17 protein-coding genes are annotated in these 15,064 nt (G+C 63.1%); 7 read left to right on the top strand and 10 right to left on the bottom strand.

All coding sequences use genetic code 11. The features are described from left to right. Window positions 1-789 carry a DUF3108 domain-containing protein gene (locus NO932_RS17210; RefSeq protein ID WP_309208621.1) on the bottom strand — a complete coding sequence of 263 codons (789 nt, stop codon included), beginning with the start codon at window positions 787-789 and terminating at the stop codon, window positions 1-3. 253 nt (window positions 790-1,042) lie between these two features. Here NO932_RS17210 and rpmB point away from each other — a divergent pair, with 253 nt between their 5' ends. Next, window positions 1,043-1,327 carry a 50S ribosomal protein L28 gene (rpmB, locus tag NO932_RS17205; RefSeq protein ID WP_309159894.1) on the top strand — a complete coding sequence of 95 codons (285 nt, stop codon included), beginning with the start codon at window positions 1,043-1,045 and terminating at the stop codon, window positions 1,325-1,327. A 157-nt stretch (window positions 1,328-1,484) separates the two neighbouring features. Then, a complete protein-coding gene (locus NO932_RS17200; RefSeq protein ID WP_309159895.1) occupies window positions 1,485-2,120 on the top strand; it encodes a queuosine precursor transporter in 636 nt (211 codons plus the stop codon). Between the two features lie 35 nt (window positions 2,121-2,155). Here the strand turns inward: NO932_RS17200 and NO932_RS17195 are convergent, their stop codons facing one another. The 6 genes from NO932_RS17195 to NO932_RS17170 all read right to left on the bottom strand — a co-directional run bounded on the left by NO932_RS17195 (window position 2,156) and on the right by NO932_RS17170 (window position 8,722). Then, window positions 2,156-3,199, bottom strand: coding sequence for a M20/M25/M40 family metallo-hydrolase (locus NO932_RS17195; protein ID WP_309208620.1), 1,044 nt, complete (start codon window positions 3,197-3,199; stop codon window positions 2,156-2,158). Between the two features lie 4 nt (window positions 3,200-3,203). After that, window positions 3,204-4,211: an esterase-like activity of phytase family protein gene (locus NO932_RS17190; RefSeq protein WP_309208619.1), complete on the bottom strand. Its 1,008-nt coding sequence runs from the start codon at window positions 4,209-4,211 to the stop codon at window positions 3,204-3,206. Between the two features lie 128 nt (window positions 4,212-4,339). Next, window positions 4,340-6,220: a cobaltochelatase subunit CobT gene (gene cobT / locus NO932_RS17185; protein WP_309208618.1), complete on the bottom strand. Its 1,881-nt coding sequence runs from the start codon at window positions 6,218-6,220 to the stop codon at window positions 4,340-4,342. Between the two features lie 5 nt (window positions 6,221-6,225). Beyond that, window positions 6,226-6,963 carry a class I SAM-dependent methyltransferase gene (locus NO932_RS17180; protein ID WP_309208617.1) on the bottom strand — a complete coding sequence of 246 codons (738 nt, stop codon included), beginning with the start codon at window positions 6,961-6,963 and terminating at the stop codon, window positions 6,226-6,228. A 14-nt stretch (window positions 6,964-6,977) separates the two neighbouring features. Then, entirely contained in the window at window positions 6,978-7,958 is a 981-nt protein-coding gene (cobS, locus tag NO932_RS17175; RefSeq protein WP_309159900.1) for a cobaltochelatase subunit CobS, read from the bottom strand. Window positions 7,959-8,068: 110 nt separating this feature from the next. Next, a complete protein-coding gene (locus tag NO932_RS17170) occupies window positions 8,069-8,722 on the bottom strand; it encodes a J domain-containing protein (protein WP_309159901.1) in 654 nt (217 codons plus the stop codon). 124 nt (window positions 8,723-8,846) lie between these two features. Between NO932_RS17170 and NO932_RS17165 the strand changes: the two genes are divergently transcribed. Beyond that, window positions 8,847-9,110: a BolA family protein gene (locus NO932_RS17165; RefSeq protein ID WP_309208616.1), complete on the top strand. Its 264-nt coding sequence runs from the start codon at window positions 8,847-8,849 to the stop codon at window positions 9,108-9,110. On the opposite strand, the gene NO932_RS17160 is transcribed toward NO932_RS17165, so the two are convergent. From NO932_RS17160 to NO932_RS17150, 3 genes are read right to left on the bottom strand one after another with little or no spacing between them, the layout of a single operon-like run. Continuing rightward, window positions 9,094-10,377 (bottom strand): HlyC/CorC family transporter, encoded by a 1,284-nt coding sequence (locus tag NO932_RS17160; RefSeq protein ID WP_309208615.1) that lies wholly within the window; start codon window positions 10,375-10,377, stop codon window positions 9,094-9,096. The genes NO932_RS17165 and NO932_RS17160 overlap by 17 nt on opposite strands. Beyond that, a complete protein-coding gene (gene aroB / locus NO932_RS17155) occupies window positions 10,377-11,495 on the bottom strand; it encodes a 3-dehydroquinate synthase (protein WP_309208614.1) in 1,119 nt (372 codons plus the stop codon). The genes NO932_RS17160 and aroB overlap by 1 nt, the downstream gene beginning before the upstream one ends. Then, window positions 11,492-12,085, bottom strand: a complete 594-nt coding sequence (locus NO932_RS17150; protein WP_309208613.1) for a shikimate kinase — start codon at window positions 12,083-12,085, stop codon at window positions 11,492-11,494. The genes aroB and NO932_RS17150 overlap by 4 nt, the downstream gene beginning before the upstream one ends. A 114-nt stretch (window positions 12,086-12,199) precedes the next feature. On the opposite strand from NO932_RS17150, the gene NO932_RS17145 reads away from it, so the two are divergent. The 4 genes from NO932_RS17145 to NO932_RS17130 all read left to right on the top strand — a co-directional run bounded on the left by NO932_RS17145 (window position 12,200) and on the right by NO932_RS17130 (window position 14,988). Continuing rightward, window positions 12,200-12,835: a LysE family translocator gene (locus tag NO932_RS17145; RefSeq protein ID WP_309208612.1), complete on the top strand. Its 636-nt coding sequence runs from the start codon at window positions 12,200-12,202 to the stop codon at window positions 12,833-12,835. 17 nt (window positions 12,836-12,852) lie between these two features. Continuing rightward, window positions 12,853-13,008, top strand: a complete 156-nt coding sequence (locus NO932_RS17140) for a histidine kinase (RefSeq protein ID WP_309159907.1) — start codon at window positions 12,853-12,855, stop codon at window positions 13,006-13,008. Next, the gene (locus NO932_RS17135) at window positions 13,005-13,901 is read left to right on the top strand and encodes a site-specific tyrosine recombinase XerD (RefSeq protein ID WP_309208611.1); all 897 of its coding nucleotides are present in this window, start codon (window positions 13,005-13,007) and stop codon (window positions 13,899-13,901) included. The genes NO932_RS17140 and NO932_RS17135 overlap by 4 nt, the downstream gene beginning before the upstream one ends. Before the next feature lie 127 nt (window positions 13,902-14,028). After that, complete coding sequence (locus NO932_RS17130; protein ID WP_309208610.1) at window positions 14,029-14,988, top strand: acetyl-CoA carboxylase carboxyltransferase subunit alpha; 960 nt, start codon at window positions 14,029-14,031, stop codon at window positions 14,986-14,988. The last annotated feature ends 76 nt before the right edge of the window (window positions 14,989-15,064 follow it).

Below are 15,064 nucleotides of genomic sequence, written 5' to 3'. Positions count from 1 at the left end.
CTATTGCAGCCCCACCAGCACCATCGAGATATCCCCGAAGCTCGAGCCCATCAGCACGCGATAGGGAATGAAGAATCCCGAATCCGAAAGCGGCATGTACCAGATCAGCATGCGATCGGAATTTGCGAGGTATTGGGTGACTTCGGACGTCTCGAAATGGCCTGACACCGGAACATAGCGCATGGCGCAAAGAACGACCGGCCCCTGATAGGCGGTGCGGGCCGAGGTGGCGGTTGTGGTTTCGACATAGCTCATGGGCATGTCGAAGCGCTCGATGCCGGTATAGATGCGCAGGGTGCGGTTGCAGAGCGAGCCGTCGAGCACCTGTCCGCGCAGGATGAAAGCGGCCAGCGGGTCGTTGACGCCGGAGCGGTGGGACGAGCTGACCGGCACGCGATCGGAATTGGGCGCAAGCGGCGGGGTCACCGTGCCCTCGCTCGCATTGGCATTGGTATAGGCGGTCTGAAGCGCGAAGCGTTCGTTGGCGGTGCGGGTCTCGAGATAGAAGCGGTTGGCCTGCAGCCCCGTCTGGGTGATGACCCCGCCCGAATTGACGGCCCCGGACCCCTGCGCCACGACCTGAGCAAGGCCAGCGACATCGGCCGAAAGATCGAGCTGATAGGCCGAGCCTTCCGTTGCCAGCCGGATCGAGACGTTGGCGACATTGATGCCGCCGATCGAGATCACATAGGTTGCGATCGAGCCCGCCTGCTGGGCGGTTGCGGGGCCGGCAAACCCCAGGGCGAGGGCTGCGGTGGCGAAAAGGGACGGAAGGGAAAAGCGTTTCACGCGAGACTCGTTTCCTGATATTGCCGCAGTGTCCGATCCGCCGCGCCACGAATCAGGGTTGCGTCTAGGTTGCCTGCTGGGATTCGGCGTGTCCAGCATCGAGAAGTCACAACAGTGAGCATTTGTTGCGCTTGTGCTTGACGGACACCCGCCATTTCTCTATATCCGCCCGAAAGTTTCTTCCAACCAGACCCAGACTGGTCGACTGGGGGGCAAGCCCTTGGTCCCGGCATTCGATTGACAGGAATACAAAATGGCACGGCGCTGTGAACTCACCGGCAAAGGCGTGATGACCGGCAACAATGTGAGCCACGCGCTCAACCGGACCCGCCGCCGCTTTCTGCCCAACCTTTGCGATGTGACGCTGATTTCCGAAGCGCTCGACCGCCAGGTCAAGCTGCGCATTTCGGCTGCGGCTCTGCGCACCGTCGAGCACCGTGGCGGTCTCGACGCTTTCCTCATCAAGGCCGACGATGCCGATCTTTCCGATCGCGCCCGCGGCATCAAGAAGGAAATCCGCGCCGCTCTCGCCAGCTAAGGCAAGACAGCGCACAAGAATTGAAAGCGCCGCGCCAGGAACACCCGGCGCGGCGCTTTCGTTTTGGATGCACCGGCCATTTGCCGGTCCGCGTCCGGGGTTTAACCGAAGCATCCGGCGGTCATCTTGCCGCTTTTGGGAAAGGGAAACACGCGATATGGGCGTGCGCTTTTTTTGGGCCGTGCTGGCCATGGCGGTGGTGGTCACCGCATCGAACTATCTCGTTCAGTTTCCGGTACAAGGCACGATCGGCGGATTCGATCTGGCGCAAATCCTCACCTGGGGCGCCTTCACCTATCCGGTCGCGTTCCTGGTCAACGACCTCACCAATCGCCATTTCGGTCCGCGTCCGGCGCGCGTGGTGGTTGTCGTGGGCTTTGCCTGCGCCGTGGCGATGAGCATCTTTCTCGCCTCCCCGCGCATCGCCGTCGCCTCGGGAGCCGCATTCCTTGTCGCCCAGCTTCTCGATGTTTCGATCTTCGACAGGCTGCGCGGCGCGCAATGGTGGAAGGCGCCGCTTGTCTCCTCGACCATCGGCTCGGTGATCGACACGATCCTGTTCTTCGGCATCGCCTTTGCCGCAAGCTTTGCCTTCCTCGATACCGGGTTCGGGCTGGAAGACAGCTCGCTGCCTTTCCCCACTCCGCTGCTCTCGTTCGGGCCGCAAGTGCCGCTCTGGGTTTCGCTCGGCGTCGGCGATTTCCTGGTCAAGATGGCGGTCACTCTGGTGCTGCTCGCACCCTACAAGGTCCTGCGGCGGGTGATCCCCGATCGGACGGCAATCGTCGCTTGAGTTGCAGCGAAAAGGGCGCCAGTGGCGCCCTTGTTTTATTTGCCCTTGAGATAGGCGACGAGGATATCGAGCGCCGCCTGGAGGTCGGATTTCTCGATCATTTCGGTGACGGTGTGGATATAGCGGGTGCCCACCACGATTCCCACGGCGCGGGCGCCGGCAGCGGCCTGCTGGGCGGCGGCTGCATCCTGGCCGCCCGCGGCGAGGACCGTGCGCTGGAAGGGGATCTTCTCCTTTGCCGCCAGGGCTTCGAATTCCTCGACCAGTTCCAGATCGGCGATAAACGAGCCGTCCTTGATCTGGAGGCCAAAACCCTTGCCCTGGGCGGTGACCATTTCGTTTTCCGGCACGCCGGGGGTGTCGCAGGCGAGCGTGGTGTCCACGCCCAGCCCGATATCGGGAGCGACGGAGAAGGACGCCGTGCGGGCGCCGCGCAGCCCCACTTCCTCCTGAGCCGTGAAGGCGACGTGAATTTCGCAATCGTGGTCGACCCCGCTCGCTTCGAGCGCGCGGATCGCTTCGATACCCAGCCAGCAGGCAATGCGGTTGTCGAGCGCCTTGGAGACGATCTTGTCGCCCATCTCAACCAGGGGTTCGTCCATGACGATGAAATCGCCCACATGCACCTTGGAGCGCGTTTCCGCCCCGAAGCCGATATCGACGAAGAACTCCTTGACCGCCGGCACCTTCTTGCGATCCTCGGGCGAGGAGATGTGCAGCGGACGACCGCCGGCATTCATGACGCCGGGATAATCGCCGTCGCGGGTGACGACCTTCACGCGCCGGGCAAAGAGCGTGCGCGGATCGAAGCCGCCGACATTGTCGATGTGGATCCAGCCCTTCTCGCCCACATGGGTGACCAGGAACCCGATTTCATCCATGTGGCAGAGCAGCATGATCTTCAAAGGCTTTTCGGCCTTTGTCCGCGAGCGGCGCACGGCGATGAGCGAGCCCATGGAATCGGTTCTCACCTCATCGAAAAGTCCCTCGATCTCGCGTTCGATCAGGGCGCGGACACGGTGTTCGCGGCCGGGAACGCCGGGGGTTTCGCAGAGCTGGCGGAGAAGGTCGATGTTCATGAAATCACTCCGGATCGGGTAGGGCAAAATCGAGCAGCAGGGTGCGCTGGAAGGAATTGAAATTATCGTCGGAGACCATGGTGATGCGGGTTTCGCCATCGGGCAAGCCGCGCACGCCCAGGGCTTCGAAATTGTCGATCTCCCCGCCCGAGGCTGAAAAGATAACTTCGCCCTCCATGGTTGCGCCGGGCTGGACCTCATCGGCCGGGATGAGGCGGAGCCGGGCCGTGAAGGTGAGGAAAGCAAAGCCGCGTTCGAGAACGAGCAGGTCGCCATTGGGCAGAAAGGCGCAATCGGTGGGATTGACTCCGCCCCCCTGGGCGAGGTGAAGGTCGCCCCGATCGCGATTGCCCAAAAGCGTCGCCGCCCATGTTCCAGGCACAAGCGAATGGGCTTCGGTGATGATCAGGGTCGATCCGGCCACCGGCGAAGCCGGCGGGGCGATGCAAACCGATTCGATCGATTCATTGGTCCGCAGAGCGGTGAGCCAATCTGGAATCGCCACTTCCCGCGCCGCGCCGCCAGGCCGGCCGGCGATCATCTCGAAATCTGCGATGCGGGCAAGGTGTTCGAATCCGACGCGAACCGCGCTCGTGCCGTCCTCGCGGAAAATCGCTTCGACTGCCTCTGAATCCTGCGCAAATTTGCGTGGCAGCGGCGCACCCTTGGAATTGCGGATCACGTCGATTTCGACATCCGCGACCCCTGCGGGAGCACCCTCGGCCAGGGCCAGCGCTCCGGAGATGAACCGCCCCTCGTCAGTGACCATCACGAAGCGGTCGGCATCGAGAAAGGCAAGGCCGGAGATACCGCCGAAATCGGGATGCGAACTGGAGAGCTGGAGGCCACCCTTGAAGATGAGCCCGTCGACCTGCTCCCCGATCGCGGCGCGTTGGAAGTCGGTGATGGGGGACGCGGTGACCGTGATGGGTTCGGCGGATGGGGATTGAGCGAGGGCGGAAGCGGGAAGCAGCAGACTCGTGAGTGCGAGGAAACTCAGCGGACTCCTCATCCGCCCCTTCGGGGCACCTTCTCCCTCAAGGAGAGAAGGAGAGATTGGTGCGGACGCGGCATAAGCCTTCTGCGTCCCTTTGGGGAGAGGGAACGGAGCAGATGGGCAAGCTGAGACGGCTGGTGGTCTCAGCGCCGCCTCCTGGCTTCGCCTGGCAATTCCTCGTCGAACAGCGCTGCAAGGTTGCCAGTCATGGCGCCGGCCAGCTCATCCGCATCCAGAATGGTCACCGCGCGGCGGTAGTAGCGTGTCACATCATGCCCGATGCCGATGGCGACGAGCTGGACCGGCGAGCGGGTTTCGATCTCTTCGATCACGGCGCGCAAATGGGCTTCGAGGTAATTGCCGGGATTGACCGACTGCGTTGAATCATCGACCGGGGCGCCGTCGGAGATCACCATCAGGATGCGGCGGTTCTCCGGGCGGTTGACGATGCGCTTATGGGCCCATTGCAGGGCCTCGCCGTCGATATTTTCCTTGAGCAGCCCCTCGCGCATCATTAGGCCCAGATTGCGCTTGGCATGGCGCCAGGGTTCGTCGGCGCCCTTGTAGATGATGTGGCGAATGTCGTTGACGCGGCCCGGATTGGGGGGGCGGCCGGCATCGAGCCAGGCTTCGCGAGATTTGCCGCCCTTCCAGGCGCGGGTGGTGAAGCCCAGAATTTCCGTCTTCACGCCGCAGCGTTCGAGCGTGCGGGCGAGAATATCGCCGCAGATCGCCGCGATGGTGATCGGGCGGCCGCGCATGGAGCCGGAATTGTCGATCAAAAGCGTAACGACGGTATCTCGGAATTCGGTATCGCGCTCGGCCTTGAAGGACAGGGCCTGGAGCGGATCGGTGACGACGCGGGTGAGGCGCGCTGTGTCGAGCACGCCCTCTTCGAGGTCGAAATCCCAGCCACGGTTCTGTTGCGCCATCAGCCGGCGCTGCAGCTTGTTGGCAAGCCGGGCCACGGCGCCGGCCAGGTGTTCGAGTTGCTTGTCGAGCAGGCCGCGGAGCTGGTCGAGTTCTTCGGGCGGGCAGAGGTCGGCGGCAGAAACGATCTCGTCGAACTTGTCGGTGAAGATTTTGTAGGTCGGCTGGTTGGACAGCCGCTGTTCGCCCTGGCCCGGAGGCGGCGCGGGAGAATCCTCGCCAGCTTCGGCCTGGGCGTCTTCGTCGGTGTCGGCGCTATCGGCTTCCATGCCCTCGACGTCGCCGGCTTCCTCATGCTCGCCAGGGGCCTCCTCGGTGCCGTCCATTTCGGCGTTATCGGCGTCGCCCTCGTTTTGCTCCTCGTCCCCGTTCGTCGCCTGATTGTTCTGAGCGTCTTCAGTGGACGAATCGGAATCGTCAGGGTCGAGCTGGTCGAAATCGGTTTCGGCGATCAGGTCGAGATCGCGCAGGATGGCTCGCGAGCGGCGCGAGAACTCAGCCTGGTTTTCCAGGTGCTGGGCAAGTTCGTCGAGCGAAGTGCCGATCTTGGTCTCGATCCGCTCGCGCCAGAGATCGACAAGCGGGGTGCCCGAGGGCGGCACGGGAATGCCGGCCACCTTCTCGCGCATCAAGAGCCCCAACGCCTCGGCAAGTGGCGCATCGGCGATATCGGTGACATTGGCATAATTGGCGCGGAACAGCCGGTCCTCGATCATCTCGGCGATGTTGCCGCTCATGCCCGCCATGCGGGCACAGCCCAGCGATTCGACCCGCGCCTGCTCCAGCGCGTCGAATGCGGCGCGGGCATCGGCGTCCTTGGGCGCCATCTTGCGGTGGGTGTCGGCATCGTGGCTGGCCATGCGCATGGCCATGGCGTCACCCTGTCCACGCGCCACTGCGATATCGCGGGCGGTCGGCAGGCGGGGCAGGGCGGCAAGGCGGGCCTTGTCGGAGGTCAAAATCGGCCGGTCGGCGGTAAAGCTGACTTCCAGATCGTGCTTTCCGGCCACGGTGCGCACGGCAGCGCCGACCGCTGCCTTGAAGGCAGCGGTGGGATCGGGCTTGTTGGCTTTGTTGCGCGGGGGCTGGGCCATGGTCTTTAGCGGCTCGTGGCCCGCGCTCCCATCAGAAGGAACATCGGGCGGATGCGGTGATCGATATAGTCGGGGTTCTGCACCAAAAGCTCGGGACCGGGTCCCCATTCGTCGATGGCGGAAAGGGAAAATCCGGCGTCGAGCAGCGCGTTGATGTAGGTCGCGATGGTGCGGTGGTATTTTTCCACCCCATCGACCACCCAGGAGGTGACGCGCTTGCCCTCGCCCAGATAGTCGTCGACCAGGAACACGCGCTTGTCGCCCGCGTCGGTCGAAAATTCGGGCTCGGTGCGCACGGCAAAAAGCGGATGCTCGACCGAAAAGACCAGCGCCCCGCCATCGGTCAGCGCCGCGCGGATGGTTCTGGCCAGGGCCGCGAAATCGGCGACGTAGTGAAAGGCGAGCGAGGAAAAGACGACGTCGAAAGTCCGGCCGCCAAGGTCGAGTTTGTCGAGGTCACCACGCTGGTAAGTAACGGCGGCGTTCTCGGTGCGTTCGCGGGCGGTTTCGAGCATCTTTTCGGAGAGGTCGATGCCGAGCACGCTTTGGGCGCCCTCTGCGGCGGCAAAACGGGCAAAGGCGCCGAAGCCGCAGCCCAGGTCGAGCACGCGCTTGCCGTTCAGGTCGGGGAGCATGGCGCGCAACGCCGGCCATTCATTGGCCGCAGCCAATCCCTCGCGCGAACGCGGGAACTGGCTGTAGCCTTCGAAAAAGGCCGGATCGTCGTAGATGTTCTGCGCCATGGCTCTTTGAGGGGTTAGGCCGAAATCGCCAGGTTGGCGGCGGATTCGGGAAGATCGACGCCGAACACGCGCTGGTAGAATTCGGCCACCACCGGGCGTTCGAGCTCGTCGCATTTGTTCAAAAACGTCAGCCGGAAGGCAAAGCCCAGATCGCCGAAGATCTCGGCGTTTTCCGCCCAGGTGATCACCGCGCGCGGGCTCATCACGGTGGAGAGGTCGCCGTTGATGAAGGCCGAGCGGGTGAGATCGGCGACGCGCACCATGTTGGAGACGGTCTTCCGTCCCTCTTCGCTCTGGTTGTAGCTCTTGGCCTTGGCCAGAACGATGCCGACTTCCTTTTCATGCGGCAGGTAGTTGAGCGTCACGACGATCGACCAGCGATCCATCTGGCCCTGGTTGATCTGCTGGGTGCCGTGATAGAGGCCCGAGGTGTCGCCAAGACCGATGGTGTTGGTGGTAGCGAACAGCCGGAAGGCCGGGTGCGGGCGGATGACACGGTTCTGGTCGAGCAGCGTCAGGCGGCCGGACACTTCGAGCACGCGCTGAATGACGAACATCACGTCGGGACGCCCGGCGTCGTATTCGTCGAACACCAGGGCCACATTGTTCTGCACTGCCCAGGGCAGTATGCCGTCGCGGAACTCGGTGACCTGCTTGCCCTCGCGCAGAACGATCGCGTCCTTGCCCACAAGGTCGATGCGGGAAACGTGGCTGTCGAGATTGACGCGCACCAGCGGCCAGTTGAGCCGTGCGGCGACCTGTTCGATATGGGTTGATTTGCCCGTGCCGTGATAGCCCTGCACCATGACGCGGCGATTGAAGGCGAAGCCGGCGAGGATCGCTAGGGTGGTGTTGCGGTCGAACAGATAGTCCGGATCGATCTCGGGGACGTGGTCGGTACGTTCCTTATAGCCCTTGACCATCATGTCGCTGTCGATCCCGAACAGATCGCGGACGGAGTACTCGGTATCGGGCAGGTGGGAAAACTCAGTCATCATCAGCCTCTTGGAGGGCGCGGCGCGTGGCTCTCAGGGAGAAATTCGGTGCGCTTATAGCAGTCCCGTTGCCATAAACCCAGAGAGCGGGGTGCTGCAAGGTGTTTGGATCAGACGAAGCCACGCGATTTCAGGTGATTGTAGGCGGCAATGATCGAGCGCAGCCGATCTTCGGACCCCTTGTCGCCGCCATTGGCATCGGGGTGGTGGAGCTTGACCAGGGCTTTATACGCCGATTTGATCTCCACGGAAGGCTTGCGGCCCTCGAGCCCCAATACCTCGAACGCCGACCGGTCCTGGCCGGTGAGGGTAATATCGCGCTCGGTCCGCTCGCCATTCCCGCTCGCCTTGGCGCGCGAGCGCAGCCGGGCAAAGACGTTGTTGACGTCATGGAACTGACGACCGGTATAATCGCGCGCCTTGAACTTTTTCGGATTGGGGTTGGATTTGCCGAACCGGTTCGACCCGAACGCCCAGGTCTCGCGCGAGCCGGGCGCGTTCATCTTGATGGCGTGCTCGGCAATCTCCTCGTCGTTCATGCCCGAGAAATAGTTGTAGGCCTTGTTATAGTGGCGCACATGCTCGAGGCAGAAATTGTGGAACTGGCCTTCCGAGCGCGCGCCCTTGGGAGCTTTATAGAGCCCCGGATTGTCGCAACCTTCCCAATCGCAGCCGGGGCGCGTCGGGGTTTCCTCGTCGGCCGCGGCGCGACGGGGCTTGATGCGCACGGAATCGAAAAGCTTGGACTTGGTGTTGATACTCATCGAATGGTCTTAACTTTTTACCGGTTCGCCGGGCTTGTGAACCAGGGGCCCGCAATCATATACGGTTTCGGTTCGGATTGCCCGGACCAAAACCACCATTTTATTGCCCATGGGGAATTGACACATGAGCGTTCGCGACCAGATCGAAGCAACCCTTAGGGCCAAATTCGATCCTGCCCTTTTGGAGGTGATCGACGATTCCGAACGCCACCATGGACATGCAGGATGGCGGGAAGGGGGCAATACCCATTTCCGTATCAAAATCGCCAGCACTGCGCTTGAGGGCATGAACCGCATCGAGCAGCACCGGGCCATCAACGCGGCTTTGGCCGATCAGTTCGCCGCCGGCATGCACGCATTGACGATCAAGGTCATCCCTTCGGACTGACCGCCGTTTCCAGCGGCGACACCCTGATCTGGGTGATCCTGTTGTGCTGCTTGCGCAGCACCTTGAAGCGCAGATTGTGGAAGGTGAACTGCTGGCCCGGATCGGGGATCAGCTTGGCCTCGTGGATCACCAGCCCCGCCACTGTCGTTGCTTCGGAATCGGGCAGGTTCCAATCGAGCGCCCGGTTGAGGTCGCGGATGGGGAGCTGTCCGTCGATGATATAGGATCCGTCCGTCTGCTTGCGCACCCCTTCGATCACCGCGTCGTGCTCGTCGGCGATGTCGCCGACGATCTCTTCGAGAATGTCTTCGAGGGTGATCAGTCCCTGCACCTCGCCATATTCATCCACCACCAGCGCGAAATGGAGCTTGGCCTTGAGGAACGCATTGAGCTGGGCCTGAACCGACGTGGTGTCGGGCACGAACCAAGGCTTGAAGGCAATCCGGGCGGGATTGACCTTGGAATAGTCGCCCTCGGCCTTCTGGATGGCGCGCAGCAGATCCTTGGCGTGGACGACGCCGACGATGTTGTCCTGCTTGTCCTTGTAGAGCGGCACGCGGGTGAAGGGGCTTTCAAGAATCGCACCGATCAACTCGTCGGCGGGCATGTCCGCATCGAGAGCCAGCATGCGCGTGCGATGCACCATGACGTCGGAAACCTCGAGCTCGCGCAGGTCGAGGATGCCGCCCAGCATGTCGCGGTCGCCCTTGACCACTTCGCCCTCGGCGTGGAGGAAGTCCACGGTGCCGCGCAATTCCTCATGGCCCGAAATGGCGTTGGCGTTGCTGGCGTCCAGCCCGAACAGGCGCAGGATCGTATTGACGATCGCCTGCACCGCGAAGGTGACCGGCGAAAAGATGGTCACGATGACCCTGATGATGGGGGCGACCGTCAACGCAAACCCGTCAGGGCGGATCAAGGCGATCGTCTTGGGCATCACTTCGGAAAAGATCACCACCGCCGCCGTCATGGCCAGCGTGGCGTAGGCAATGCCGGCTTCGCCGAAAATCTGGATGAGGACGCTGGCGGCCAGGGTCGAGGCTAAAATGTTGACGACATTGTTGCCCAGGAGGATGGCGCCGATCAGGCGCTCCTTCTCGGCGGTCAGCTTTTCGACCAGCGAGGCGCGAGCGTTGCCGCTGCGCGCGAGTTGGTGCATGCGGGCACGCGATGCCGCTGTCAGAGCCGTCTCAGAGCCGGAAAAGAAAAAGCTCATCGCCAGAAGCGCGACGATGGCCAGAAACGAAAGCCAGAGAGAAGCATCCATTATCGCATATCCTCAAGGAAGCTGGCGACGGCCTGCGGGTCGACACCCCGCTCGATGAAGGCCTTGCCGATGCCGCGCGTCAGAATGAAGGTCAACGCTCCGCGCGAGACTTTCTTGTCCTGCGCTATGGCGTCCAAGAGCGTCTCGGTGGGCGGCAGTTCTCCGGGGATGTCGGCCAATGTGGTGGGCAGGCCCGCAGCTTTCAAGTGCGCTTCGATGCGCCCGGCGTCCTGGGACGGTGCAAGGCCCAGCCGGGCCGAAAAGCGATGCGCGAGCACCATGCCGATGGCGACACCTTCGCCATGGAGCAGGCGGTCCGAATAACCCGTGGCCTTTTCGAGCGCATGGCCGAAGGTGTGGCCGAAATTGAGCAGCGCGCGGATGCCGGTTTCCTTTTCATCCTCGACGACTACCCGCGCCTTGGCAGCGCAGGCCCGGGCTATGGCTTCGGCGCGGGCTGGGCCGCCGGCAGCGATTTCGGCGTAATTGGCTTCGAGCCAAAAAAAGAAGTCCTCGTCATCGATCAGCCCGTATTTGACCACTTCGGCATAGCCCGCGGCGAACTGGCGGGCAGGAAGCGTATCGAGGGCCTGCTGATCTGCAAGGACCAGGCGCGGCTGGTGAAAGGCGCCGACCAGGTTCTTGCCATGGGTCGAATTGATGCCGGTCTTGCCGCCCACCGAAGAATCCACCTGGGCCAGGAGCGAGGTGGGAATCTGGACGAAGTCCATGCCGCGCCGCGCAATGGCCGCGGCAAAGCCGGCAAGGTCGCCGATCACCCCGCCACCAAGGGCGATAAGGATGTCGTTGCGCTCGAGGCGCGCGGCCAGAATCGCATCGACCGCCGCCTGTAGATGCGTCCAGGACTTGGTGGCTTCGCCGGCCGGCAGGACGATCTCGGCATGGGACAAGCCTGCGCCCTCGAGTGATTTCAGGAGGCGCGGCAGCTGTGCGGCGGCGACGTTTTCGTCCGTGACGATGCCGTAGCGTGCCCCAGGGAACATGGTTGCCAGCCTTTCGCCGGCGCTGGTGATGGCGTCGGGGCCGATGACGATGTCATAGGCGCGTTCGCCCAGCGGCACATGGACTGTGTGGTGCGGAGGGTGCTGCAGGCTCATGGAGTCTTTGAAATATCCAGATGGTTGCAAAGGGCGGCGAAAATATCGGCGACCACGGTGTCATGGGGTACGTCGCTCGACGCGATGGTGATATCGGCAAGCGCGTAGATGGGGTAGCGCTTGTCCATGAGGTCACGCAACGTGCCGCGCGGATCGGGCGTCTGGAGCAGGGGACGGGTCGGTCGCTTGGACACGCGGGCGAAGAGCACGTCGAAATCGGCCTTGATCCACACAGAGACCGCATGCGCCTTGATGGCGGCGCGTGTCTCGGGATTGACGAAGGCTCCTCCGCCGGTGGCGATCACGCCATTATGCTCGCGCAGCAGGCGGGAAATGACCCGGGCCTCTCCGGCGCGGAATTCGGCCTCGCCATGGGCGGCGAAGATGTCGGGGATCGACATGCCGGCGGCGGTTTCGATTTCCGCGTCGGAATCGGTAAAGGCCAATCCCAGCCGCGTTGCCAGCCGGCGGCCCACTGTGGTCTTGCCCGCGCCCATCATGCCCACCAGCACGATAGGCCGCCCGGCCAGGCGCTCGAGCACCAGGCTTTCGGTTTTCGGCTTTGCGATACCCGACGCGTCGTGCCCCATTCCTCGCCCTTTCGATTGGCTGGTTCAAGCCTTTGGCGGCCAACGTGTCAAGTACACCCATTGCCCAAGTCCCTGCGCCGCGATTAGAATCGGGCTCAACCTGGAGATCGTCCGATGATCGAAATCTACGGCATCACGCTTGTTGCCATCATTATCGCGCAGATCACGCCCGGTCCCAATCTTCTGGCGGTGGCCGGCATGGCGCTTAGCCAGGGGCGGGCCGCCGCGCTGTTGGTGACGCTGGGCGTGGCCACGGCGATCTTCATCTGGGTTTCGGCCATGGCCGCCGGATTGGGAGCGGTCTTGTCGATCTATCCGGCGCTCATCACGGTGATGAAATTTCTCGGCGGCGGCTATCTGTGCTTTCTCGCGCTCAAGGCGTTCCGCGCCGCCCTCAGGGGCGAAAGCCCCACTCTCAAGGCCAATCGCCGTCGGCTTTCGCCCTTGGGCGCGTGGCGGACAGGCCTTCTCGTCAATCTCACCAATCCCAAATCGGCCCTGATGTGGGGCGCCGTCACCACCTTCATGCTCGGCTCGGGCCTTTCGGCCCTGCAGGTGCTGGCCTTCGCACCCGTCGGGTTCATGACCGCGCTCGCCGTCTATGGCGGCTATAGCCTGCTATTCTCGACAGGGGTGGCGCGGTCGATCTATTCGCGTTTCGTTAAGGGAGCGGAAACCCTTTTCGGGCTCGCATTCGGGGCAGTGGGTGGCGGGCTGCTGGTCAGTGGCGTCCGCGATCTGTCCAGGTAATTCGCGGGAGACATCCCATGCCAACACTGTTCCGGTTGCTGGTTGCCATCGCCTTCATCGTCGGCCTCGGCTATGCGGCAATGTTCGCGCTTGCGGTGCTGGTCGAGCCCACCGAGCGCGAGGTGACGGTGCGGGTGCCCACACGGGATCTTCTGCCGGACGCCTCGCGATGAAGGACGGACATCTCATCGAATCCTTCCTTGAAATGATGAGTGCCGAGCGCGGGGCGGCTCATAACACCATAGAGGCCTATCGCGCGGACCTGCTCGATTATGCCGGTTTCCTCGCGCCGCGCGGCAAGGGCATTTCCGAAGCCGGGCGGGACGATGTGGCCGATTATCTCGCCCATCTTGCCGGCCAGGGCATGGCGGCAAGCTCCTCGGCGCGGCGGCTGAGCGCCCTGCGGCAATTGCACAGGTTCCTGGTGTCCGAAGCGATCAAAGGGGACGATCCCACCCGCATCGTCTCCTCTCCCAAGCCCGGTCGGTCGCTCCCCAAAGTGCTTTCGGTTGAAGAGGTCGACAGGCTTTTGGCTCTGGCCGAAAAAGAAGCGGCTGGCGGCGAGGAAAAGGAAGTCCGGCTCTATGTGCTGCTGGAGCTGCTCTATGCCACGGGCCTGCGCGTTTCCGAGCTGGTGGCCCTGGAGCGCAGGGCTGTGCGGCGGGAGGCCGATCACCTGACGATCACCGGCAAGGGCGGCAAGGAGCGGCTGGTGCCGCTCAATGATCGCGCCAAGGACGCGCTGATCGGCTGGCTCGGGGCGAGGGAAAAGGACAAATTCGTCTTTCCCGCCGCCAGCGTCGAAGGGCATCTGGCGCGGCAGGTTTTCGCGCGCGATCTGAAGGCCCTGGCGGCGCGGGCCGGTTTGCCCGCCGCCAAGGTGTCTCCGCATGTGCTGCGGCATGCCTTTGCTTCGCACCTTCTTCAGAACGGGGCGGATCTGCGCGTGGTGCAGATGCTGCTCGGCCACGCCGACATCTCGACCACCCAGATCTACACCCATGTGCTCGACGCGCATCTCAAGCGCCTGCTCGAAGAGCACCATCCGCTGGCGGGCGGCGCTTGACATCTTGAGGGCTAATCGACACTTTCCCGCCACTTTGGAACCCTAGGGCGTTGCAACCCAATCCAGCCAACCTATTTTGCTGGGAACGCTCCAACATGAGAAGGTTGCCCGACAACGGGCGGATCGCATGCAGTCATATCTCGATTTCGAAAAGCCGGTCGCCGAACTCGAAGGCAAGATCGCCGAACTCAAATCTCTTGCCCAGGCCGATCAGGCGGTTTCGATCGGGGATGAGGTTTCACGGCTGCAGCAACGGGCCGATGACGCCTTGCGCGATATCTATAGGAAGCTCACGCCCTGGCAGAAGACGCAGGTGGCGCGCCATCCGCAGCGCCCGCACTTTTCCAACTATCTCAAGGCGCTGGTGACCGAATGGACGCCCCTGGCCGGTGATCGCAAATTCGCCGAGGATTCCGCCGTCCAGGCTGGGTTCGGCCGCATCGATGGCATGCCGGTCGCCATTATCGGCCAGGAAAAGGGCAACGATACAGAGAGCCGGCTGAAGCACAATTTCGGCATGGCACGGCCCGAGGGCTATCGCAAGGCGGTGCGGATCATGGAAATGGCCGACCGGTTCGGCCTGCCCGTCATTTCGTTCGTCGATACGGCCGGCGCCTATCCGGGGATCGGCGCCGAGGAGCGCGGCCAGGCAGAGGCCATTGCCCGCTCGACCGAAAAGTGCCTCGAAATCGGCGTGCCGAACCTTTCGATCATCATTGGTGAAGGTGGTTCGGGTGGTGCGATCGCCATTGCGGCCACCAACAAGGTGCTGATGCTCGAGCACTCGGTCTATTCGGTGATTTCGCCCGAAGCGGGCGCCTCGATCCTGTTCCGCGATGCGGGCAAGGCTCAGGACATGGCGGCGGCGCAAAAGATCACGGCCCAGGATCTTCTGGCGCTCAAGGTGATCGATGGCATCATCGAAGAGCCGTTGGGCGGCGCCCATCGGCAGCCCGACAAGATCATCGCTGACACCAAGGCCGAAATCCTGAAGTTCCTCGGCGAATATGGCGACGATCTCGGCCCGCTCGAGATTCGCGAGTTGCGGCGCGAGAAGTTCCTGGCCATCGGGACGACGCTCGCCTAGCACGCTCCACCCGCGAGAATTTCCGCCTCCAATGCGCTGGGGCGCCGCTTTGCTCACCGCAAAGTGAGGGCGGGCG

The sequence above is a fragment of the Pelagibacterium sp. 26DY04 genome (assembly GCF_031202305.1).
Taxonomy (GTDB): Bacteria; Pseudomonadota; Alphaproteobacteria; order Rhizobiales; family Devosiaceae; genus Pelagibacterium.
The sequence above is the reverse complement of the archived record's forward strand: the minus strand, read 5'-3'. Positions and strand labels throughout refer to the sequence as shown.

What these genes read in the sequence shown, in the direction of transcription:
- rpmB (WP_309159894.1), top strand. Translation starts at nt 1,043, where the DNA reads ATGGCACGGCGCTGTGAACTCACCGGCAAAGGCGTGATGACCGGCAAC.
- NO932_RS17200 (WP_309159895.1), top strand. Translation starts at nt 1,485, where the DNA reads ATGGGCGTGCGCTTTTTTTGGGCCGTGCTGGCCATGGCGGTGGTGGTC.
- NO932_RS17195 (WP_309208620.1), bottom strand. Translation starts at nt 3,199, where the DNA reads ATGAACATCGACCTTCTCCGCCAGCTCTGCGAAACCCCCGGCGTTCCC.
- NO932_RS17190 (WP_309208619.1), bottom strand. Translation starts at nt 4,211, where the DNA reads ATGAGGAGTCCGCTGAGTTTCCTCGCACTCACGAGTCTGCTGCTTCCC.
- cobT (WP_309208618.1), bottom strand. Translation starts at nt 6,220, where the DNA reads ATGGCCCAGCCCCCGCGCAACAAAGCCAACAAGCCCGATCCCACCGCT.
- NO932_RS17180 (WP_309208617.1), bottom strand. Translation starts at nt 6,963, where the DNA reads ATGGCGCAGAACATCTACGACGATCCGGCCTTTTTCGAAGGCTACAGC.
- cobS (WP_309159900.1), bottom strand. Translation starts at nt 7,958, where the DNA reads ATGACTGAGTTTTCCCACCTGCCCGATACCGAGTACTCCGTCCGCGAT.
- NO932_RS17170 (WP_309159901.1), bottom strand. Translation starts at nt 8,722, where the DNA reads ATGAGTATCAACACCAAGTCCAAGCTTTTCGATTCCGTGCGCATCAAG.
- NO932_RS17165 (WP_309208616.1), top strand. Translation starts at nt 8,847, where the DNA reads ATGAGCGTTCGCGACCAGATCGAAGCAACCCTTAGGGCCAAATTCGAT.
- NO932_RS17160 (WP_309208615.1), bottom strand. Translation starts at nt 10,377, where the DNA reads ATGGATGCTTCTCTCTGGCTTTCGTTTCTGGCCATCGTCGCGCTTCTG.
- aroB (WP_309208614.1), bottom strand. Translation starts at nt 11,495, where the DNA reads ATGAGCCTGCAGCACCCTCCGCACCACACAGTCCATGTGCCGCTGGGC.
- NO932_RS17150 (WP_309208613.1), bottom strand. Translation starts at nt 12,085, where the DNA reads ATGGGGCACGACGCGTCGGGTATCGCAAAGCCGAAAACCGAAAGCCTG.
- NO932_RS17145 (WP_309208612.1), top strand. Translation starts at nt 12,200, where the DNA reads ATGATCGAAATCTACGGCATCACGCTTGTTGCCATCATTATCGCGCAG.
- NO932_RS17140 (WP_309159907.1), top strand. Translation starts at nt 12,853, where the DNA reads ATGCCAACACTGTTCCGGTTGCTGGTTGCCATCGCCTTCATCGTCGGC.
- NO932_RS17135 (WP_309208611.1), top strand. Translation starts at nt 13,005, where the DNA reads ATGAAGGACGGACATCTCATCGAATCCTTCCTTGAAATGATGAGTGCC.
- NO932_RS17130 (WP_309208610.1), top strand. Translation starts at nt 14,029, where the DNA reads ATGCAGTCATATCTCGATTTCGAAAAGCCGGTCGCCGAACTCGAAGGC.